At 66.0% G+C, this 19,401-nt stretch carries 17 protein-coding genes and 2 pseudogenes; 9 read left to right on the forward strand and 10 right to left on the reverse strand.

The features are described 5' to 3' along the window. Nucleotides 1-326: 326 nt before the first annotated feature. On the forward strand, nucleotides 327-833 hold the full coding sequence (locus WMF17_RS07680) for a helix-turn-helix domain-containing protein (RefSeq protein WP_437648795.1): 507 nt from the start codon (nucleotides 327-329) through the stop codon (nucleotides 831-833). 246 nt (nucleotides 834-1,079) lie between these two features. Next, nucleotides 1,080-3,197, forward strand: coding sequence for a recombinase family protein (locus tag WMF17_RS07685; protein WP_437648794.1), 2,118 nt, complete (start codon nucleotides 1,080-1,082; stop codon nucleotides 3,195-3,197). Nucleotides 3,198-3,256: 59 nt separating this feature from the next. Here the strand turns inward: WMF17_RS07685 and tnpB are convergent. The 3 genes and pseudogenes from tnpB to WMF17_RS07700 all read right to left on the reverse strand — a co-directional run. After that, nucleotides 3,257-3,418, reverse strand: a pseudogene (tnpB, locus tag WMF17_RS07690) (IS66 family insertion sequence element accessory protein TnpB); the annotation flags it as partial. Then, the gene (gene tnpA / locus WMF17_RS07695) at nucleotides 3,412-3,750 is read right to left on the reverse strand and encodes an IS66 family insertion sequence element accessory protein TnpA (protein ID WP_437648804.1); all 339 of its coding nucleotides are present in this window, start codon (nucleotides 3,748-3,750) and stop codon (nucleotides 3,412-3,414) included. The gene tnpA and the pseudogene tnpB, both read right to left, overlap by 7 nt. A 121-nt stretch (nucleotides 3,751-3,871) precedes the next feature. Further along, nucleotides 3,872-4,429, reverse strand: a complete 558-nt coding sequence (locus WMF17_RS07700; RefSeq protein WP_437601302.1) for a dihydrofolate reductase family protein — start codon at nucleotides 4,427-4,429, stop codon at nucleotides 3,872-3,874. A 517-nt stretch (nucleotides 4,430-4,946) separates the two neighbouring features. Between WMF17_RS07700 and WMF17_RS07705 the strand changes: the two genes are divergently transcribed. Further along, entirely contained in the window at nucleotides 4,947-5,486 is a 540-nt protein-coding gene (locus WMF17_RS07705; RefSeq protein WP_437648805.1) for a transposase, read from the forward strand. Between the two features lie 100 nt (nucleotides 5,487-5,586). Here the strand turns inward: WMF17_RS07705 and WMF17_RS07710 are convergent, their stop codons facing one another. After that, the gene (locus tag WMF17_RS07710) at nucleotides 5,587-5,826 is read right to left on the reverse strand and encodes a hypothetical protein (protein WP_437648806.1); all 240 of its coding nucleotides are present in this window, start codon (nucleotides 5,824-5,826) and stop codon (nucleotides 5,587-5,589) included. Between the two features lie 427 nt (nucleotides 5,827-6,253). Here WMF17_RS07710 and WMF17_RS07715 point away from each other — a divergent pair, with 427 nt between their 5' ends. Further along, nucleotides 6,254-7,582 carry an ISL3 family transposase gene (locus WMF17_RS07715; RefSeq protein ID WP_437644356.1) on the forward strand — a complete coding sequence of 443 codons (1,329 nt, stop codon included), beginning with the start codon at nucleotides 6,254-6,256 and terminating at the stop codon, nucleotides 7,580-7,582. Between the two features lie 177 nt (nucleotides 7,583-7,759). Here the strand turns inward: WMF17_RS07715 and WMF17_RS07720 are convergent, their stop codons facing one another. Beyond that, on the reverse strand, nucleotides 7,760-9,304 hold the full coding sequence (locus tag WMF17_RS07720; protein WP_437643636.1) for an ISKra4 family transposase: 1,545 nt from the start codon (nucleotides 9,302-9,304) through the stop codon (nucleotides 7,760-7,762). Between the two features lie 916 nt (nucleotides 9,305-10,220). Between WMF17_RS07720 and WMF17_RS07725 the strand changes: the two genes are divergently transcribed. Beyond that, nucleotides 10,221-10,505, forward strand: coding sequence for a hypothetical protein (locus WMF17_RS07725; protein ID WP_437601307.1), 285 nt, complete (start codon nucleotides 10,221-10,223; stop codon nucleotides 10,503-10,505). A 291-nt stretch (nucleotides 10,506-10,796) separates the two neighbouring features. Beyond that, nucleotides 10,797-11,669: a fibro-slime domain-containing protein gene (locus WMF17_RS07730; RefSeq protein WP_437648807.1), complete on the forward strand. Its 873-nt coding sequence runs from the start codon at nucleotides 10,797-10,799 to the stop codon at nucleotides 11,667-11,669. Nucleotides 11,670-11,908: 239 nt separating this feature from the next. Here the strand turns inward: WMF17_RS07730 and WMF17_RS07735 are convergent, their stop codons facing one another. From WMF17_RS07735 to WMF17_RS07750, 4 genes and pseudogenes are all read right to left on the reverse strand, one after another. Beyond that, a complete protein-coding gene (locus tag WMF17_RS07735; protein ID WP_437601310.1) occupies nucleotides 11,909-12,064 on the reverse strand; it encodes a hypothetical protein in 156 nt (51 codons plus the stop codon). A gap of 435 nt (nucleotides 12,065-12,499) precedes the next feature. Next, the gene (gene gdhA / locus WMF17_RS07740; RefSeq protein ID WP_437648808.1) at nucleotides 12,500-13,849 is read right to left on the reverse strand and encodes an NADP-specific glutamate dehydrogenase; all 1,350 of its coding nucleotides are present in this window, start codon (nucleotides 13,847-13,849) and stop codon (nucleotides 12,500-12,502) included. Between the two features lie 997 nt (nucleotides 13,850-14,846). Then, nucleotides 14,847-15,127: pseudogene (locus WMF17_RS07745) on the reverse strand (dihydrofolate reductase family protein); the annotation flags it as partial. 33 nt (nucleotides 15,128-15,160) lie between these two features. Next, a complete protein-coding gene (locus WMF17_RS07750) occupies nucleotides 15,161-15,439 on the reverse strand; it encodes a GFA family protein (RefSeq protein ID WP_437604223.1) in 279 nt (92 codons plus the stop codon). On the opposite strand from WMF17_RS07750, the gene WMF17_RS07755 reads away from it, so the two are divergent. The 3 genes from WMF17_RS07755 to WMF17_RS07765 all read left to right on the forward strand — a co-directional run bounded on the left by WMF17_RS07755 (nucleotide 15,408) and on the right by WMF17_RS07765 (nucleotide 18,377). Next, the gene (locus WMF17_RS07755; RefSeq protein WP_437651499.1) at nucleotides 15,408-15,629 is read left to right on the forward strand and encodes a hypothetical protein; all 222 of its coding nucleotides are present in this window, start codon (nucleotides 15,408-15,410) and stop codon (nucleotides 15,627-15,629) included. The two genes, WMF17_RS07750 and WMF17_RS07755, sit on opposite strands and share 32 nt — an antisense overlap. Before the next feature lie 122 nt (nucleotides 15,630-15,751). Continuing rightward, nucleotides 15,752-17,296: a glucuronyl esterase domain-containing protein gene (locus WMF17_RS07760; protein WP_437648809.1), complete on the forward strand. Its 1,545-nt coding sequence runs from the start codon at nucleotides 15,752-15,754 to the stop codon at nucleotides 17,294-17,296. A gap of 19 nt (nucleotides 17,297-17,315) precedes the next feature. Then, entirely contained in the window at nucleotides 17,316-18,377 is a 1,062-nt protein-coding gene (locus tag WMF17_RS07765) for a hypothetical protein (protein WP_437601314.1), read from the forward strand. A 245-nt stretch (nucleotides 18,378-18,622) separates the two neighbouring features. Here WMF17_RS07765 and WMF17_RS07770 read toward each other — a convergent pair whose 3' ends face one another. Then, complete coding sequence (locus tag WMF17_RS07770; RefSeq protein WP_437651309.1) at nucleotides 18,623-19,369, reverse strand: GNAT family N-acetyltransferase; 747 nt, start codon at nucleotides 19,367-19,369, stop codon at nucleotides 18,623-18,625. Nucleotides 19,370-19,401 lie beyond the last annotated feature (32 nt).

Below are 19,401 nucleotides of genomic sequence, written 5' to 3' on the forward strand. Positions count from 1 at the left end.
ACGACCGAGGGCTCGGAGCGGCGAACTCCGGGCCCTCATTCTTTCTGCGGGCCCGAGCATGCGCCTCCTCCGCGACCTGGGCCAAGCCGGCGGTTGCGCCTGCCCTGGGCGCCGCGAGCGCCCGGAGGCGGTGACCTTCCCGCTTCCTCCGCCGATCAGCTCGTCGCCACCACCACGCCCGAAACGATCGCGGTGACCCTGGGGGGTGACGAACGACTCACCCAGCGCTCGGGCTGTCCGGAATTCCGCGGTTTGCAGCGAGCGCCAACATTTGACATCGGCCACTGGTGCGGCGTAGTTGTCGTGACTCACAGGTCGGAGATCCCATGCCGAAACGAGGCGACCGAACAGATCCCAAGACCGCAGCGCTACGCGAGGACGGCACGTTGAATCCGTCCCCCGAGAAGGTCAGCGATCCGAAGTTCCAGACGGGCGATTTCTTCGATTCTCGCGACCTGATGCAGGTTAGGTACGAGATGTTGCGTCGCGTGTCGATCGACAACCTGTCAGCAACGCAGGCCGCCGCCGAGTACGGTGTCTCTCGCCCGACGTACTACCAGGCCAGATCGAGCTTCGATGAGGCCGGGCTTGGCGGACTCGTGCCAAAGAAGCGAGGGCCCCGTGGGCCGCACAAGCTCCAGGGCGATATTCTAGCCTTCGTCGAGAAACAGATCGTCCCGGGGAAACCGCTCCGAGCGCGCGAGCTTGCGAGGCTGATCTCGCAGGTGTTTTCGGTCGAAATCCACCCCAGGACGATCGAGCGCGCGCTCGGCGGAAAAAAAACGACCCAGCGGGCACCCGAGCCGGTGCTGAAGAAGCTGCTGCGAGGGTGAGCGTGACCGAGCAGTACGAGGCATTGCGAACGGCCGCTCTTGGCGAACGGCTTTCCCTCGAAGCGAGGAGCGGTCTTGCGCTCTTGCTTCGGCGAGGCATGTGGGCGTGGGCGCGGGCAGCGGCCGCCCAGCGCACGCCATCCCGCCCGACGCAATCGTCGTCTCGCTTGACCCCCGGTGACGAACAACGAGCCGTCGTTCACCTCTTCGCAGCGATGGCAACTACATCCACTTCCACGAGGAACCATGAATGAATCACGCAAAGTCCAGTCGCACCATCTCGAGCGTGACGCTTACCTGTACATTCGACAATCGTCGATGAAGCAGGTGGTCGAGAATACTGAGAGCACCAAACGCCAGTATGCGCTTCGGGCGCGCGCGACAGCGCTCGGCTGGCCCGACGATCGCATCGTCGTGATCGACTCCGATCAGGGGGAGTCGGGTGCATCCGCGGCTTGGCGCGAAGGGTTTCGGCAGCTGGTCACGGATGTCGGGCTCGGGCGTGCCGGCATCGTGATGGGGCTCGAGGTCTCGAGGCTCGCGAGGAACAACGCCGACTGGCATCGGCTGCTCGAGATCTGCGCCCTGGCGAACACCCTGATCCTCGACGAGGATGGCGTGTACGACCCGACGAGCTTCAACGATCGTCTCCTTCTCGGCCTCAAGGGAACGATGAGCGAGGCGGAGTTGCACGTCCTGAAGGCGAGACTGCGCGGCGGAGTCTTGAACAAGGTCCGGCGCGGTGAGTATCGATGCGTTCTCCCTACCGGCTTCGTCTACGATGAGAGCGGGGCCGTCCTCCTCGACCCGGATGCGCAGGTGCGCGAAACGATCGCGCACATGTTCGAGACCTTCGCCCGCGTCGGCTCGGCACACCAGACGGTCAAGGCGTTTCGAGACGAGGGCCTCCGCTTCCCGTCTCGCCTCCGCGCCCCAGCCGCGGGAGTGATCTTCCGTCCGCTTACGGCATCGGTGGCAATGCGGACGCTGCGCAACCCGCGGTACGCCGGTGCCTACGCGTACGGACAGCGCGTGTACAGTCGAACGATCGATGGAAAGAAGACGCAGCGGAAGCGCGCGAGCGATGACTGGCTCGCCTGCATCCCCAACGCTCATCCTGGTTACATCACCTGGGACCGATACCAGGAGAACCTCCGGCTCCTCGCGTCGAACGGTCGCGGGTACGACGCCGCGCGTGCATCGCCACCGCGCGAGGGCGGCGCGCTGCTGCAGGGGCGCGCCGTCTGCGGGCGCTGCGGGCAGCATTTTCGCGTACGCTACAGGGAGGCGCGAGGGAGGCTCGAGTCCTGGTACGTCTGTGACCGCGCCAGCGACTCCCGTGCCGAACCGAACTGCCAGTCTCTCGCAGGACCTCCCATAGATGAAGCGGTCGGACTCTTGGTGGCCGAGAAGATGACGCCTGCCGCCGTCGAGTTGGCGCTCGAGATTCGGAGGGAGATCGATGCTCGGTACGAGCAGGCGGATCAGCTTCGTTGTCGCGCGGTCGAGAGGGCGCAGGTCGACGCCGACCTCGCACAGCGCCGCTTCATGATGGTTGACCCCGCCAACCGCCTCGTCGCAGATACACTCGAGTCCGATTGGAACGAGAAACTTCGGGCGCTGGCGAAGGCGCGCGACGAACGCGAGCGCGCTCGGCACGAGGATGGGATCGCGATCGACGAGGCGCTTCGCGACCGACTCGTCGCGATGACGACCGACTTCAAGCGGTTGTGGTCCGACCCGGCGACGCCGAACCGGGAGCGGAAGCGAATGCTCGCCTACGTGGTGGAGGACGCGACGCTCGTGAAGCAATCTGCCGACGCGACCACGAAGATCCATATTCGCTTTCGAGGCGGCCAAACGACGACCCTCACGACCATTAACCCGAAGGCTTCCTGGGAGAAAGTAAAGACGCCGGCGAAAATTGTCGAGCTCGTCGACCGGCTGCTCGACCATCACATCTACGACGAGATCGCCGACATCCTCAACGCGCGGGGGCTCCATCCCGGCGGGGCCGCGTGGCCCGGCCGTGGCGGGGCCCGCTTCACGTCGAAGCGCGTGCAGTACATCGTGCATACGTATGATTTGCGACCGCGCTTCGACCGACTGCGCGCCCACGGGCTTCTCACCAAAGAGGAGCTCGCCGCTCGCCTTGGAATCCACGAGTCCACCCTGACTAGCTGGGTGAAGCACGGCATCATCAAGGCGCACGCGTACAACGGCCACGCGTGGCTCTACGAGAAGCCGGCGACTCCCCCCACGAAGCACTGCAGCCGCTGGGATCGCCTCAGCGACCGGGCAGCGGCAGCCCGTGCATCACGGAGCCGGAACCAACGTCCTCGTCTAAAACCGAAAGAGGTGTAGTGTGAAGACAGGTTGTTTGCCACGATCACATAGCCGGTGCGGTCCCAAAATAGGACTCGCACCTGGTCGCCTCGCCGATTCCTGAACACGAACAGATGCCCACAGAGTGGATCGGTTCCGAAGCACTGAGCGACCAGCACCGACAGGCCATCAAAGCTCTTGCGCAGGTCGGTAGGCTCCGCCGCAACGTAGACGCGCACCGACGGCGGCTGCGTCAGCACGGTACCTCCTCGGCAGCGAGCGCCAGCACCCGCTCGAGCGTGGCCGGGTCGAAGCCCGGCCGAACGCGGACCACCCGGCCGTTGGACAGCGCGATCTCGATCGGCTCCGCCGCGACCGGCGATGCGTCGGTCACCACGTGCACGGGCAGGAAGCGCGGCGTCTCCGTCAGCGACAACGGCACCGGCTGCGCGGGCCCGTCAGCCCGAAGCTTCCAGCGCCAAAAGGACTGCTGCTTGGGCTTGTAGCCCTCGCGGCGCGCGAACTTCTCGGCACTCAGCCCGCTCCGCTCCCATCGACCCACCCGCTCGGCCCACTCCACTCTCGTCGCCATCGCTTCCTCCTTCGTCGCGATGGGAACAGGTAACCGACGCCGCGCGGACGGTCACGATGCCCTTGGCCGGGGGCTTACGACGCGCTGGCCCGCGAGCTGGGCGCGATGGGGCTCCTCTGCGTCAGCGCGCGCGCCGGTAGTGCATCGCCACCGCGCCGCAGCGGAGCGGCTTGGCCGAGACCAGCTCGAGCCGCCGCGTGGCGGGCAGCCCGCTCTGGTACAGGGTCGGGCCGCGGCCGGCGAGCTTGGGGTGGACGAGGAACTTGTACTCGTCGATGAGATCCAGCCGATCCAGCTCGGTCGCGAGCTTGCCGCTGCCGAGGAGCACGCCGGCCGGGGTCGCGTCCTTGAGCTTCTGCACGCCCATGCGCAGATCGCCGGCGATGTGGTGGCTGTTGGTCCACGGGAAGTCCTTGCGCGTGGACGACACCACGTACTTCGGCTTGGTCTCCAGCTTGAGCGCCCACTCGCGCATCGCCGGAGGCGCCTCCTCGTCGCCGCGGGCGACCGCCGGCCAGTAGCTCTCCATCATCTCGTAGGTGACGCGGCCCCACAGCATCGCGCCGCTCTCGTCCATGAGGCGGGTGAAGAAGGCGTGCGTCTCGTCGTCGGCGATCCCCTCCTGGTGGTCGACGCAGCCGTCCAGGGTGACGTTGATGGTGAAGGTCAGCAGTCCCATGCGGCGAGTCTCCTTCGGAACGAGGCATCGGTCAATGTTCTGGTATTGCAATGCGCACCGCGAGGCTCCCGGCTTTGTCATCCCGCAAGACTCTCGAGCCCCTGTAGTCGCAAAGCACAGGCCCAATGAGACGTTCTGGCAAGATGTGCAGCTGCAGGGATTCCTGAGTCCCCCCTACGATAGGTGGGACGTTTTCGGGCGTTGGTCTGGCCCGGGAGGCGCGTCGCGAGACGCTATGCGGCGTCACCGGGCGCCTTGCGGCGCACAACGGTGCTCTTCCAGTACGGCGGCCGCCGCGTGGACGCTGGGAGAGCGTGGCTTGCGCGCCTCCGGACGACGCGCAGCCCTCTGTGCCAACGTCGGGTGAGACAAGCTACCCCCTGGAAATCTGTGATGAGAGCGCGGAGAATGGACCTGACCCGTGCCGAAGCCTTCCCATCTCCGAGCGGTCGATCCTACCCCCGCCCCAGCGGCGCAGGGCGCTGCTGCTCGCCCGAGTGGCGCCGCCGTCGAGAGCGTGCCGAAGCCGGGCAAGAGGCGGAAGTTCTCGGCGGCGGAGGAGCTGCGCATCGTTCGCGAGGCGGCCGCGTGCGCCCAGCGCGGGGACATCGAGGCGTTGCTGCGCCGCGAGGGCATCTACAGCTCCCTCCTGGCGGCGTGGCGCAAGCAGCTCGCCCTCCACGGCAGCGAGGCTCTCGCGGAGCGCAAGCCCGGCCGCAAGCCGAAGCAGGACGCGAAGGGTCGGCGCATCGCCGAGCTCGAGAAGCGCTCGGCGCGGCTCGAGGAGAAGCTCGCGTTCGCCGACAAGCTCATCGACCTCCAAAAGAAAGTCTCTGCCATTCTGGGCGTCAATCTCACGACCGACGGAGAGCGCCGATGGACGTCATCGAGGAGCTCGATGACCCGCACATCCCCATCGCGCAGGCGTGTGCGGCGCTCGGCGTCAGCCGCGCCACGCTCTACCGGCAGACCCGGCCCGCGTCGCCTCCCGCGCCGCCCCGGCCCGCTCGATGTCGGTGGGGTAGAATTGATGGCGTTCTGGGCATGTGCAAATTGATCGGTGCACAGCAAGCTTTGCACATGGATAATTTTCTATATCGATCCGCCAGCCACTTTTAGAGCACTGCGCAAACAAATAAATACAAAAAACAATGCACTCAGCCATGGAAGAAAAAAGTTTCTGGCAACGCAATCAGTCCGACAAGGCACAGAATCAGATAGCGCGCGAAGCGAAGAGGTTTGGCCTTGATAAAAAGGCGCTGAATATCGCATACAACACGTGTAAAGATTTGGATGCTTTTGATCCGGCGCTGACGGATTATCTGGAGCCGCCGGAAGAAGATCTTGCTTATGCTATAGAGAAAAAAGTGCTGTTGCGTTTGCCGCTCAACGATCACGATCGCGTAATTTCCATGTTACGCGACAAGGTTAGACAGATAGATCGTGCAGACATTGTTAATTCATTTGTCGCCAGTTTGAGTGCCGGTCGGCCCGATTGGCGCTCGCCGCTTTCTTCTTATGCCTATCATTTGCATCACCCCGCGCATGATGCGCAAGAAAAGGCACTTGGCCACAATGGGAATTACGAATGCCAAATTTGCGGCCTTCGTCGAAATCCCAATAAGGGACAAGCGGCGGTCATCGAAGATATTTTGGTTCGCTTGCGCGGAGGCGGCATTCACCATTCGTCGCCAGGCTATGCGCTGGCAGATTTAATCTGGTCTCAGGAAGGCGATAAAATGGCTCTCCGAGATGTTTGGTGGAAGCGCGGCTGCGTGACCTGGTCCCGGCCCCCGCGGCGTTGCGGGCGAGCTCGGCGCAGGAATGGCGCGGTGCGATTGGGGATGGAACGCGCACAGCCGACGGGCTACCTCGGGGGTTACGACACCAACCCTTGGAGCCCGATCGGCTGTGCGCGCGACCACTCTGCTCAACAATGTCCTCGGAATCAAGTTCACTCGCGTCACGGGCGCGCAATTCACGGCGGACGGGCTGGTCTGCGACGTCGAGCCGACCACGGAGATCCCTCGCTGCGGAGGGTGCGGTCGCCCGGTGAGGAAGGTGTACGACCAGCGGAAACCGCGTTGCTGGCGTCACCTCGACCTCGCGGGGATGTCGCTGGAGCTCCGGTACTCGCCGCGGCGGTTGCGTTGCCCGCGGTGCGGAGTGACTACCGAGATGGTGCCGTGGGCCGACCCGATGAGCTGGTTCACGCACGCTTTCGAGGAGACGGTCGGCTACCTGGCGCAGATGACCTCGAAGACCGTCGTCTCGACGATGATGCGCGTCGCGTGGGCGACGGTCGGTGCAATCATTAGTCGCGTGGTCGAGCGGCGGCTTCCCCGCGACATCCTCGACGGGCTCACGCACATCGGCATCGACGAGCTCTCCTACAGGAAACACCACAAGTACGTGACCATCGTGGTCGACCACGTCACCGGGCGCGTGGTCTGGGCGCGAGAGGGGAAGAACGCCGACACGCTCCGGGCCTTCTTCCAAGAGCTCGGCTCGGAGCGATGCGCGCTCATCCAGGCGGTCACGATCGACATGTCGAAAGCGTACATCTCGGCGGTCTCGGAGTCGGCGACGAACGCGCAGATCATCTTTGACCGCTTTCATGTCCAGCGGCTGGTTCATGACGCGCTCGACGAAGTACGCCGTGCAGAAGTGAGGACAATCGAAGACCCCGAAGACCGCAGCGCGCTGAAGCATACCCGATTCGCGTTGCAGAAGAACCCTTGGAATCTGACTGCAATCGAGCAAGCGAAGCTGACGGAACTGCCGAAGACGAACGCGACGCTCTACCGCGCCTACCTGCTCAAGGAGTCGTTCGCAGCCATTCTCGATCGGCGTCAGCCGAATGTCGTACTGGCGAAACTCGAAGAGTGGATGTCGTGGGCCACGCACTCGGGTCTCAAGCCCTTCGCCAAAGCGGCGCGAACGATTGGTCACCATCTCGACGGCATCGTCGCCTACGTCGCGAGCGGGCTGTCGAACGCACGCTCGGAAGGCACCAATGGCAAGGTGCGCACCATCACGCGACGGTCCTACGGCCTCCACGGAGCCTCCTCCCTCATCGCGCTGATTCATCTCTGCTGTTCAGGTCTCTCGCTGCAACCTGTTCACACGTGGCCACGCTTCCACCAAACCTAAAAGAGAGCCGATAAAATCAAACCAAGCGAAGCGGATTGGAAAATTTTTTCGAAAATTTTCCAAGCCATCATGGCATTACCTGAAACGGCGCAATTGAAAGAGCTAAATGAGAGCCTATCAGGCCTTGTTAAAGGCAATAAATTTGGGTGCGGCTCTTCTGGAACGAGGGCGTTTTGCTCATTTCACCCGGCGCAGTTTGGGTCGAGGCGGCGGCAGCGGTGAGGGGACATCGCCTCCTGCATAACGTGCACGGTGCGTTCGGTCATGCTCCTGCTGCAGGTGGAACGCCCAGTAGGCTTCGAAGTCGCCGCTCGAGCGCAGCGAGCGGAGGCGCAGCACCGCCTCTGCGCCTTGGAGCGACCAGCGAGCCCCGGTGCGGTCCATGCGATCCTTGACGAGATGGCGGCATGCGCCCTCGATCACCCCCGTGGCGATGGGCAGCCCCGCTGCGAGCGCGCGATCGTAGTGCAAGAGCGTCCGATGCTTCACGAGGTAGCCGATGCAGGTATCGAGCGTCACCGCTGTCCCCATGTCCACCACGCGGCTGCTGGCATGGCGCCGGATGGTGCTGGCAATGGCTCCGGCCGTGCGCCCCGCGAGCAGCTCGTGCAGCCGGCACGTCACCCACTGCTCGACCTCCTTGGTCCCGTCGGCGAAGAAGCAGTGCGCGGCCTTCCAGAGATACTCAAGCACGTGGATGATATCGAGGACTATTGTGATCTCGACGCATGCCTTCTTCGCGGCGCGCTTGACCAGGGTGATCTGGTCCTTGTTGCCGTCGACCAGCACCACCCACCGCCGAAGGCGTTCCGGATCGCGACGCAGGCCTTCAGCAAACGCCGCCGAGATCACCTCTCGCGATGACTTCTCCACGCTCGCCCAGACCCGTTTGTTCACCGGCCGCGGCCGTTGCGCGGCGACGTCATGCACAGGGCGCAAGTCGTTCACGATGTCGTCAGGCGTGCGGACCCAGGGGTCTATCGTGTAGAGGGTGGCGACCTCGGCCATTCGCTTCCGGTTGCGCTTCTCGCCCTTGGCGAGGCGCTTCGTGAGCTTGTGTTTCCCCGCTTCCGCAGCCTTCCGCGTCGCAGGTCGGAGGTCTTCGCGCCGCATCGCGATCCCCTTGCCGTCGAAGCTGAGTACCAGCAGCGCCTGAGTGTCCTCGACTTCGACGGCGCGGGTGGAGTAGAACGCATCGAAGTCCTGCGCGGCGCGCTCCGCGAGCTCCTCCACCTGGCGCTTCGGCACCGCGGCGCCGGTCGATTTTCTCAATCCCTCAACGACCTCATCGAACGAGCTGCGGGCGGCGCTCTCGGCGACGTAGCGACGGACGCTGTGCGAGTAGAGCTCGTCCGGGAGGCTCAGCGCCGCATCCATCGGATGAAGACCGGGGACGCCCGGCGCCTGATAGGCCGCGCGTGGCACATCGACCTCTCCGACGACCGACATGAGCGCTCTGCTGCTGAGACGTCGATGCTTGCGCTGAACGCCGTCCGCGCCCTTGACCTCCACGGGCCTTTCGCGCTCGGCCCGAAGCTCGAGGTGGGCCTGGAGGAGCCGCCGCTGGTACTCGCGCCCCTCGTCGACGACGAACCCCTCCAGCTCGGCATGCGTGCTCTCCATCGACTCGGATGACCGAAGATGCTTCTCCATGGCTTCTGCCTGCTCCCGGGCGCTCTCGAAAGGGTCCTGACCTGCTGCAACGGCGTACGCGGCGCTCACGACCAAGTCCTCCTGCCGGTCCAACCTGCCTGTCGGGACCGGCCTCTTGCAGAGGCCATGGATACGTCAGATTCGTGGAATTTCAACGCGTTGCATTTTCGCGCCCGGAATTATCACCTGTGGCGAAGTATACGATCGTCAATCCGTCGAATGTGGCCTCGCCCGCGCCCGGATTCTTTCACCTCTCGCGGCCGAACCTGGGCTGCGGCTTCGCGCTTGGGCCGGCGGATAAGTGCACGGCATCAACGTCGCAGGGGGGCCAAGTCCACCGGCTACGTCGACGGGCGTCTGCGTCGATGTGATAGGGGCGCGGTCCCAGGGACCGCGCCTTCGGCGCAACACCATGAAAGCGCACGGACTTTTGTCGTCGCCAAGGATCTACACCCAATAAATTTGATCGCCAGGGCATACTTGAAACACTGGGTTATTGCGGCATTCTAACCGCGCGCAGCAGGCCGATTGTTTGCAATACCTGGTTTCGTCCACACGAAGATCTTCCTTCACATTTTTATAAAAAAGAATGGCGCTACCCGACTTGCTGGTGGACAGGTGAAGAAGGATTAAACGAGGAAGCAATTGTGTTCTGGTTTCCGGAATTGAGTCCAATGTGACAAGTTCATTTTCCGGAAAGAAAAAAAATAAACTTGCGCGTAGGTGAAAGAAGCCGGAGCGCAGCGCGAGGAAGTGTAGCGCAGCAAACATAATGGGTGAGACCGCGAGCGTCGTGATGGCTCGGTCCTGGGTCGAAAGCGCGTGGTCCGGGCGGCGCTGCGCGCGCTAAGGGGCGCATCGGCGTGCCGTGGGCACACGTGTCCGTCCGGGCGTTGGTCTGGCCCGGGACGCGCGACGCGAGACGCTATACGGCGTCGCCGAGCGCCTTGCGGCTTGCGGCGCACAACGGTGCTTTTCCAGTACGGTGGCCCGCGGCTCGTCCGGCATCTTCCTCTCCGAGGGGTTCGAGCGCACGCCGCTCGGCTTCTTGCCGATGGTCCCGGTCGGCGTGGCCGCGCTCGCCGCGAACCCGCTGCTCACGCGCCGCTCCCGCGCCGCCAAGGCGTGGCTCACGTGGGTGACGCCGATCGCCGCCGCGGCCAGCGTGTGGGACGGCGTGGTGAGCACGCTGCGCGTCTACTCCGAGGCCGAGCTGCGGGAGATGGTCGCCCCGCTCGGCGACGCGTTCACCTGGGAGTATGGTACCTAACGATTCCCCCTGTGGTGTAAGGGGCACTACTTCTACGGAGCTCCTGCGCGGAGGGCCACGTCCCGCGGCGTAGACAGGCCGTGACGAGCTTCAGATGCGTTTGAATTTTCTGCTCCTGATGCAGAAGGTCTCCGGGGTTGCGGCCGGGGACGCCGAGCTTTTTTTGTCGAAGAATTTTTTGACCCGTTCGAGCCACCACTGCCCACCGGGAAGGACGCTGGCGACGTGGGGCCTCCGACGTCGTCCCGTGCGGGTTCGATGGCTTCTGGCGGTCGGGAAAAGGTGCGAGACATGATGGCTTATCGGCGGATGGTGGTGGCGGTGTCGGCGTGCGTGACCCTCGTGGCGGCGACCGCGTGTGCAGGAGGGACCAGCGACGCTGGTGACGCTGCCTCCTACGGCGCCGGGACGGCGAGCGGCGGCTCCGGGACGGCGAGCGGCGGCTCCGGGACGGCGAGCGGCGGCGACTTCGGGCAAGACCCGTCTTTCGGCGATATCGGGGGTAGCTCGGGCGGTAACCCGAGCTCGGGCGACGACGCCTGCGGCAGCGATCTCATCGCGATCGTCCGCGACTTCAACGACACGCACCCTGATTTCGAGGCGGGCCGGTTCGGGAGCGACCGGGGCTTCGTGGAGGCTCAGCTCGGCGCGGACGGCAAGCCGGTGTATGCGGGCGGCAGCGAGGGCACGCGGACCACGACCGGCAAGGAGGCCTTCGATCAGTGGTTCCGCGACGTGCCCGACGTGAACACCGCCGTCCAGATATCGATCCCGCTCGCCGACAACGGGAATGGCACGTCCACGTACGACAGCTCCGACTTCTTCCCGATCGACGACATGGGGTTTGGCAACGAGGACCGGCTCCACAACTACCACTTCACGCTCGAGCTCCGCACCAAGTTTGAATACGAGGGCGGCGAGGTGTTCACCTTCTCGGGCGACGACGACCTCTTCACCTTCATCAACGGCCACCTCGCGATCGATCTGGGCGGTGTTCACAGGCCGGAGAGCGCGACCATCGACCTCGACGCGCGCGCTGAGGAGTTCGGCATCACGCCGGGCAACAGCTACACGCTCGACTTCTTCTTCGCCGAGCGCCACACGACCGAGTCGAACTTCCGCATCGACACGTCGATCGGTTGCTTCACCCCGGTCGTCAACTGAGCTCGGTCGCCTGCTGACCCGGCGCGACCTGAGCCCACAGCGCCCTTCGCGAGGAAGTGTAGCGCAGCAAACTTAAAGGGTGGGACCGCGAGCGTCGTGATGGCTCGGTCCTGGGTCGAAAGAGCGTGGTCCGGGCGGCGCCGAGCGCGCTACGGGGGCGCATCGGCGTGCCGTAGGCACACGTGTCCGTCCGGGCGTTGGTCTGGCCCGGGACGCGCGTCGCGAGACGCTATGCGGCGTCACCGGGCGCCTTGCGGCGCACAACGGTGCTCTTCCAGTACGGCGGCCGCCGCGTGGACGCTGGGAGAGCGTGCTGGGACGTCGGTCGGCTCGCCGAGCGCGGAGAGGAAGCGGGCGATGTTCCGGGGCTCGGTCACCATGGCGACGAGCTTCATCCGCCCCTTGCAAGTTGGGCACTCGAGGACATCGAGCCCGGGCCCGAGAAGGCCTCGAGGAGAGGCACGAGGAGGGTGCTGGCGTAGACCAGCGACCCGCCGCCCACGCCCGCGCCCGACAGGATGAGCGTGTCCCGGAGCAGGGTCAGCCGCTGGATACCGTGACACAGCAGCCTGGGCGCCAAGAGGAACTGCCGTACATTCCAGCCGGCCTCCGGCGCCCACGGCGGACGCAGGTCCGTCCCGCCGCTCGCCCGCCCGCGCGCCGAGGAGCGCTCGGCCGCCGCGCGTACCAGGAGTCACAGAGAGCCTGCCCCTGCGCCACGCGGGAGGGCATCGATCCGATGCGTGCTGTCGACGGGATGTCAGTACCAGGTGGTGGTGAATCCCAGCTGGCCGCCTCGTGCGCGGTCTTCTTTCCCTCGCGGCCCGCCGTCAGATCACGCCGAGCGCGATCATGGCGCGCGCGACCCGCAGGAACCCCGCGACGTTCGCGCCCACCACATAGTTGCCCGACACGCCGAGCTCCTCCGCCGTGTCGTAGCACGTGCGATGGATGTTCGTCATGATCTCGGCGAGCCGCTTTTCGGTGTGCTCGAACGACCACGAGTCGCGGCTCGCGTTCTGCTGCATCTCGAGCGCCGAGGTCGCCACGCCGCCGGCGTTCGCCGCCTTGCCGGGGCCGAACGCCACCCCGGACTCGAGGAAGACGCGCACGCCGTCGGGCGTGGTGGGCATGTTCGCGCCCTCGGCGACGGCGCGGCATCCGTTCTTCACCAGCGTCGCCGCGTCGCGCGCGTTCAGCTCGTTCTGCGTCGCGCAGGGGAGGGCGATCTGGCACGGCACCTCCCAGACATTGCCGCCCGGCACGAAGCGCGAGCGCCGGCCGCGCCGCGTCGCGTACTCGCTGATGCGAGCGCGTTCGACCTCCTTCACCTGCTTGAGCAGCGCGAGATCGATGCCGTCGGGGTCGTGCACGTAGCCGCTCGAGTCCGAGCACGCAACGACGTGGGCCCCGAGCTGCTCCAGCTTCTGGCTCGCGTAGAGCGCGACGTTGCCCGAGCCCGACACCACGCACGTCTTGTCCGCGAGCTTCTCGCCGCGCACCCGCAGCATGTCGGCGACGAAGTAGACGGCGCCAAAGCCGGTCGCCTCCTTGCGCACCAGCGAGCCGCCCCACGCGAGGCCCTTGCCGGTGAGCACGCCCGACTCGTAGCGGTTCGTGAGGCGCTTGTACTGCCCGAACATGTACCCGAGCTCGCGCTCGCCCACGCCGATGTCGCCCGCCGGCACGTCGGTGTGCTCGCCGAGGTGGCGGTGGAGCTCGGTCATGAAGCTCTGGCAGAAGCGCATGATCTCGCCTTCGGACCTCCCCTTGGGGTCGAAGTCCGCGCCGCCCTTGCCGCCGCCGATCGGCATCCCGGTGAGCGCGTTCTTGAAGACCTGCTCGAAGCCGAGGAACTTGATGGTCCCGAGGTAGACCGTCGGGTGGAAGCGGAGGCCGCCCTTGTAGGGACCGAGCGCGCTGTTCACCTGCACACGGAAGCCGCGGTTCAGCTGCACCTCGCCGCGGTCGTCGACCCACGGCACGCGGAAGATCACCTGGCGCTCGGGCTCACAGATGCGCTCGATGATCTTGTGCCGCGTCAGCTCGGGATGCTTGGAGAACACCGGGCCGAGGGACTCGACGACCTCACGGACCGCCTGGTGGAACTCCGATTCGCCAGGGTTGCGGCGAACGATCTGCTCGAAGAGTGACTCAACTTTCTCGTCCAAATGCACCATGTCGAAGGGGGGTATACACCGGCGCGGCGCGCGGTGCAGTCGGCGTCGCCATCGCCCCCGTTTATTCGGAGTATGCAGCCCGCCGACCTGGGTAGTATCGGTGTTAAATTGTTAATGCAGTGTAATTTTCAGGAGGGAGGCGGACCGCAAAGGGACCTTCTGTCACCTGACGCGGGCGTGGCGGGTTCGCCCTTGACATCGCATGGCGTCGAGCATTGTTGAGATGACTAGTGACCGAGCTTACGGCGCTCAGGCGAGAGAGGGAGGGGGCGGCGACGGCCCAAGCCGCGGCGACCTTCGAGCTCTGCTTCGGCGAAGCCGCCCCGCACGGCCTCATCGCAAGATGCGCTAACGAGGCTGCGCTGCGAGGCGGAGGCTCCGCTGCCCGCTGCGCGCTGCGCGCGAAGCCCTGAAGGCGACTCTTCCTGCTCGTCCCGTCGGTGACGTCCAGCAGGAGGAGGGCGGCAGCGCCAGACGGTATGTCCGTGATCGGGACGGTGAGCGTCGGCTCGCCAGACCAGGGTCACGTCGCCTGCGGCCGGTGCCGAGAGCAGCTATCGCCGGTGCGGATAGGACAAGCAAACGCGTTCCGCAAAGAAGATTCTCGGAGCCGTTCCTGACTCGTGCAGTCCGACGGTACGAGCTCATCGACAGAACGGGCCTTATGCGATCAGGCAGGTCTTCCACGCCTGGGGTGCTGGCCAGCGAGGCGACCACGGCCGCCCGAGGCGACGGATCGGTCACGGCGAGCGCCCCAGGCCCTGGGCTTGACAATTGGGCCTGGGTTGGGCCCACGCCTTCCGAGGGGCTGCGATCCGTCGTCACGCCCTCCCCAAATCCCCGGGGATGCGACGGATCGCGACGGTTCGCCACCGCGGAACAGTCCCGCCATAAACACCGGTCGATGACGAGCGGTCGCATGAAAAATAAGCAATTTCGATAGTTTATACATCTCTGGCCGCCGAGGGCGGCTCCGGTGTGGCCCGACGGAGCGCCCTCACCGCATCGCCACCGCCCCCGAGCCGAACTCCAGCCGGCTCACGAGCTTCAAGTCGACAACCTTCGATAGCCCCGCGAACAACGTCGGCCCATGGCCCGCTAGCCTGGGCCGCACGACGAACTCGTACTCATCGATCCATCCCAGCGCTCCGCGTTCCAATCGACCCGATCCAGGGGGCTCGACACGACGTGCTTCTTTGTCGCTTCGATCGTCCGGGCGAAGGGTTCCATCCAGTCAGGCCTCGCTCCCGTCCGCGCCTGCGGCCGCCACGCTGCCTCCCCGCTTGATGGAGGGGTCAGGTGCCTGATCGCTCATGGGATGTGCTCGGCGTCGGGAGGGGGAATGACCCAGCTGTGCATTCGAGCCTCGTAAACAGAGACGAGCGGCGCTGGAAAGCTTGGATCAGCAAACGCCCCAACAGGGATTTCCAGGTATTCTTCCATTCCCTCAGACTCGTAGTAGACGGTCGATCCGCAGCTTGGACAGAAGTGGAACTTGCTATGAGAGCCTTCGTCGCCCACGCGCCTCGAAGGCGAAGATCTGCCGCCCTTCGCTGCAATGCTGGACTTCGAGGAGGCATTCGGCGGCATCCTGTCGTCGCCAGACGAAACGGCGCTCACGCTGGGCACCTTTCAAGCCCTCTCGCGCCAGAGAAGCAGCGCACCGGCTGCACGCCCGGCGCATTCCGCCAGAGTCGAGATTTCGCAAGAGCCGAGAAAAGTCCACCTGAGCGGTGCGCGCAGCGCGCGGACGCCACGAAATGACACAAAATCGACTTGAAGACGACCGGCAAAGTGGGGAATAACCTCGGTGGCCCTCGCGGGTCGGGCCCTCGTCCACCACCCCATCGCCCGACCCCGGCGGGATACTGCTTCACGACCTCCTCACGAGGAGCGCTCAACATGCGTCTACGCGTTGCACGTCGCACGACCTCTCTGGCCTGGTTCGCAGCGCTGCCTTGGGCGCTCGCCGCCTGCGCCACCGGAGGCGGACCGGATCCCATCGGTTCAGGAGGAAACCCTGCGGTCGGCACGGCGGGCGTCGGCGGCAGCGGCACCGGAGGGGCGCCGACGGGCACTGCGGGCACTGGTGGAGCGCCCTCTTCGGGCGGTGGCCTGGCCGGGACGGGCGGCGACGTGGCGACGGGCGAAGCCAGCACCGGTGGAGGGGGCCCGGTCGGAACGGGCGGAGCGCCGGGAACCGGTGGTACCGATGGCAGTGGCGGCAGTGGCGGCGGTGGCGGCGGCGGCGGCGGCGGCAACGCCGTGAGCGGCGAGTGGGGCCAGGTGGAAAACCCTGGAGCCGGGTGCACCGTCGGACCGATGCCGAGCGTCGCTTCGCTCACGGCGAACGCGAAGCTGCCGGACCCCTTCAAGAAGATGGACGGCAACCGCATCGCCGCCAAGAGCGAGTGGGCCTGCCGGCGCGAAGAGATCCTCCAGCAAGCCTACAAGTTCATCTACGGCGACAAGCCCGTCCCGGCAGAGGGAGCCGTGTCCGGTACCGTGAGCAACAGCAGGATCACGGTTCAGGTCAACGATGGCGGTGGCAGCGCCTCGTTCAACCTCACCGTGAACATGAACGGGGCGACGGCGCCCGCCCCGGCCATCATCGGCTACGGCGGCCTGAGCGGCATGCCCGTTCCGAGCGGCGTCGCGACGATCACCTTCACCGCGGTCGAGTCGACGGGCGGCAGCGGCGCGAAGAACGGGCCGTTCTACAGCGTCTACGGTTCGGACCATCCCGCGGGTTACCTCGCGGCACAGGCCTGGCAGATCAGTCGCGTCCTCGACGTCCTGGAGCAGAACCCAGGCGTCATCGATCCGTACCGGGTGGGTGTGACGGGTTGCTCACGATGGGGCAAGGGTGCCTTCGTCGCCGGCGTGCTCGACAACCGCATCGCCTTGACCATCCCGGTGGAGTCGGGTCTCGGGGGCACGATTGGCCTGCGCCTCGTCGAGGTGCTCGACAGCTACAGCGGCTCCGAATGGCCCTATCATGGCATCAGCTACGTCCGCTGGCTTTCGGAGGTGGCGCTCGGTCAGTTCACCACGGGCAATAACGCTGGGGCCGACAACACGAACAAGCTGCCCGTCGACATGCACGAGATGATGGGCCTCATCGCTCCACGCGGCCTCTACATCGTGGACAACCCGAGCACCATGTTCAACGGGCTCGATCGGAACTCGGCGTGGGTCACCGCCAACGTCGGCAAGATGATCTTCGAGGCGCTCGGCGTCGGAGACCACATGGCCTACACGGGCGCTGGTGGGGGCCACTGCAACTGGCGCACGGAGTACACTCCATCCCTCAACGCCATGGTCGACAAGTTCCTGAAGGGCAACGACGCCACGGCGACGGGCAATTTCGCTACGGACCTGCCCAACCGTCCCAACCACCTGGACCACATCGACTGGACACCGCCGACGCTCACCGGCGAGCTTTGATCCAGCACAGAGGTAGCGCATGAAACATAGCTCATTCCGTTCTCTCGGGGTCGCTCTGGCCCTGACGCTGGGCGCTTGCGGCCCTGGCCAAGACGGTGACGCCACGGGCGGCAATGGAGGTGGTGGCGCCTCTGGCGGCGCGGTGGGCTCGGGCGGCCAGAGCCCCGCGGGAGGCGCCGGCGGCACGCCGCAAGACACCGGCGCCGCCTCATCGGGCGGCGCCGGCGGCGGGGCGGGGCCGAGCGGCGGCACCTCCAGCGGCGGTGGACCCGGCGCGGGCACCGGCGGAGCGTCGGGGTCGGGCGGCGCACCGGGGGGCGACTGCACGCGCGAGCTCTTGGATGGCCTCCTGGACGACTACTTCGCCGCCCTCGCCGCCGGGGATGCTTCCAGCCTACCCCTGGCAGATGGCGTGAAGTTCACCGAAAACGGCATGCAGGCCGAGATCGGCACGACGGACTTCTGGATGGACGCTGGCGAGGTGAAGCATTCGCAGCGTGCCCTGGATACCGAGGCGTGCAGCGCCGGCGCTCAGGCGGTGGTTCCGGAAGGCGGGAGGGATCTTCCCATCGCCCTCCGCATCAAGGTGGAAGGCTCGGAGATGACGGAGATCGAGACGATCGTCGTCCGCCCGGGCGACTACACGGCATCCTTCGCCGTCGCCTCGGATCCCGCCGCGATCATCGCCATCTCGGACGACATCGGTTGGCACGACGAGGTCCCGGAGGCCGAGCGGGCCACCCGGGAAGAGCTGACGAGCTGGATCGACAAGTACTTCCGCGCGTTCCCCTCCGGCGTCTGCGACGTCACGGGAGCCTGCAAGCGCTTGGAGAACGGGGGCGGCAACTTCTCTTGCCGCACCGGAGCATCCTGCAGCGCCGGCGCTCCTGGGTCCGGCGGCACCTTCATCCCGCGCGTCATCCTGGCCGACGAGGTGCGCGGCATCGCCATCGGTTTCACCATTTTCGACTTCATGACGGACGGGCATCTGGACATGCATATGATCAAGATGTCCGGCGGTGAGGTGCACGCCGTCCACGCCATCCTGCGCGACACGAACGGCGTGTCCGGCTGGGAGTGATGGCGACCTCCCTCGCCGCTCGCGTCGAACCGCCGCCCGGTTGACGCTCAGCAGGGTACAGCTCTACGGTAGGTAGTTCTCGCTCGCAGGCGAACGCCGCCGAACCATATCGGACGTTCGGTGACCCAGCTGGAGTCTGGCACGACGACTTCGAGGACGCTGGGAGCTGCCATCAGGGGTGGCATGCCGTTCGTTGAGCCTCTCTGCCAGGAGGTCCCAACGCTGTCCAGCGCCATAGGGTACGTCTAGCGGGAGCCCATGAGCGCCGAGAGGCTCTGGCGCTGGCGGCCCGATCCGTCGAAATTCGACGGGTCGAGCCAGCGCTCGAACGCCGCCTTCGCCGCCGGCCACTCCCTGTCGAGGATCGCGTGCCACGCGGTGTCGCGGTTGCGCCCCTTGACCACGGTGGCCTGCCGGAACACGCCCTCGAAGCGGAACCCGAGCCTCGCCGCCGCCGCCCGCGAGCCGGCGTTGAGCGCGTCGCACTTCCACTCGTAGCGCCGGTAGCCGAGCTCATCGAAGGCCCGCCGCATCATCAGGTACATCGCCTCCGTGGCGGCCGGCGTCTTCTGGAGGAGCGGCGCGTAGTGGAGGTGCCCGACCTCGATAACGCCGCTCCGGGGGTCGATCCGCAGGTAGCTCGCGACCCCGACCGCCCTCCCCGTCGCCGCGTCGACGATCGCGTGGAACAGGGGATCCTCGCCCATGCACGTGGCCTCCATCCAGGCGCGGTAGTCCGTCAGGGTCGCGAACGGGCCATAGGGCAGGTAGGTCCAGCTTCGCCCCTCCGCGTCCGCGAGGTTGGCCGCATGGAGGTCCGCGGCGTGCCGGTCGGGGTCGAGCGGCTCGACCCGGCAAATCCGCCCGATCAGGGGCTCGCGCGGCGGATGCGCCCGCGGCGTCCAGCCGGGGAGGGGATGACCGATCGGCTGCATCAGAGAGTTCGTGTGCTCCACAGGGGGGAGGCCTCCGCCTGGTTGTTCGCTCGCCATGTTCACCACGCTCACCACGTCCTGCCGCATCT

The sequence above is a fragment of the Sorangium sp. So ce362 genome (genome assembly GCF_051519845.1).
GTDB lineage: Bacteria > Myxococcota_A > Polyangia > Polyangiales > Polyangiaceae > Sorangium.

Bases quoted from the DNA above. Each gene is read 5' to 3' on its own strand.
- WMF17_RS07680 (WP_437648795.1), top strand. From the start codon at position 327: ATGCCGAAACGAGGCGACCGAACAGATCCCAAGACCGCAGCGCTACGC.
- WMF17_RS07685 (WP_437648794.1), top strand. From the start codon at position 1,080: ATGAATGAATCACGCAAAGTCCAGTCGCACCATCTCGAGCGTGACGCT.
- tnpA (WP_437648804.1), bottom strand. From the start codon at position 3,750: ATGGCGACGAGAGTGGAGTGGGCCGAGCGGGTGGGTCGATGGGAGCGG.
- WMF17_RS07700 (WP_437601302.1), bottom strand. From the start codon at position 4,429: ATGGGACTGCTGACCTTCACCATCAACGTCACCCTGGACGGCTGCGTC.
- WMF17_RS07715 (WP_437644356.1), top strand. From the start codon at position 6,254: ATGGCGCGGTGCGATTGGGGATGGAACGCGCACAGCCGACGGGCTACC.
- WMF17_RS07730 (WP_437648807.1), top strand. From the start codon at position 10,797: ATGATGGCTTATCGGCGGATGGTGGTGGCGGTGTCGGCGTGCGTGACC.
- WMF17_RS07735 (WP_437601310.1), bottom strand. From the start codon at position 12,064: ATGAAGCTCGTCGCCATGGTGACCGAGCCCCGGAACATCGCCCGCTTC.
- gdhA (WP_437648808.1), bottom strand. From the start codon at position 13,849: ATGGTGCATTTGGACGAGAAAGTTGAGTCACTCTTCGAGCAGATCGTT.
- WMF17_RS07755 (WP_437651499.1), top strand. From the start codon at position 15,408: ATGCTGGACTTCGAGGAGGCATTCGGCGGCATCCTGTCGTCGCCAGAC.
- WMF17_RS07750 (WP_437604223.1), bottom strand. From the start codon at position 15,439: ATGCCGCCGAATGCCTCCTCGAAGTCCAGCATTGCAGCGAAGGGCGGC.
- WMF17_RS07760 (WP_437648809.1), top strand. From the start codon at position 15,752: ATGCGTCTACGCGTTGCACGTCGCACGACCTCTCTGGCCTGGTTCGCA.
- WMF17_RS07765 (WP_437601314.1), top strand. From the start codon at position 17,316: ATGAAACATAGCTCATTCCGTTCTCTCGGGGTCGCTCTGGCCCTGACG.
- WMF17_RS07770 (WP_437651309.1), bottom strand. From the start codon at position 19,369: ATGGCGAGCGAACAACCAGGCGGAGGCCTCCCCCCTGTGGAGCACACG.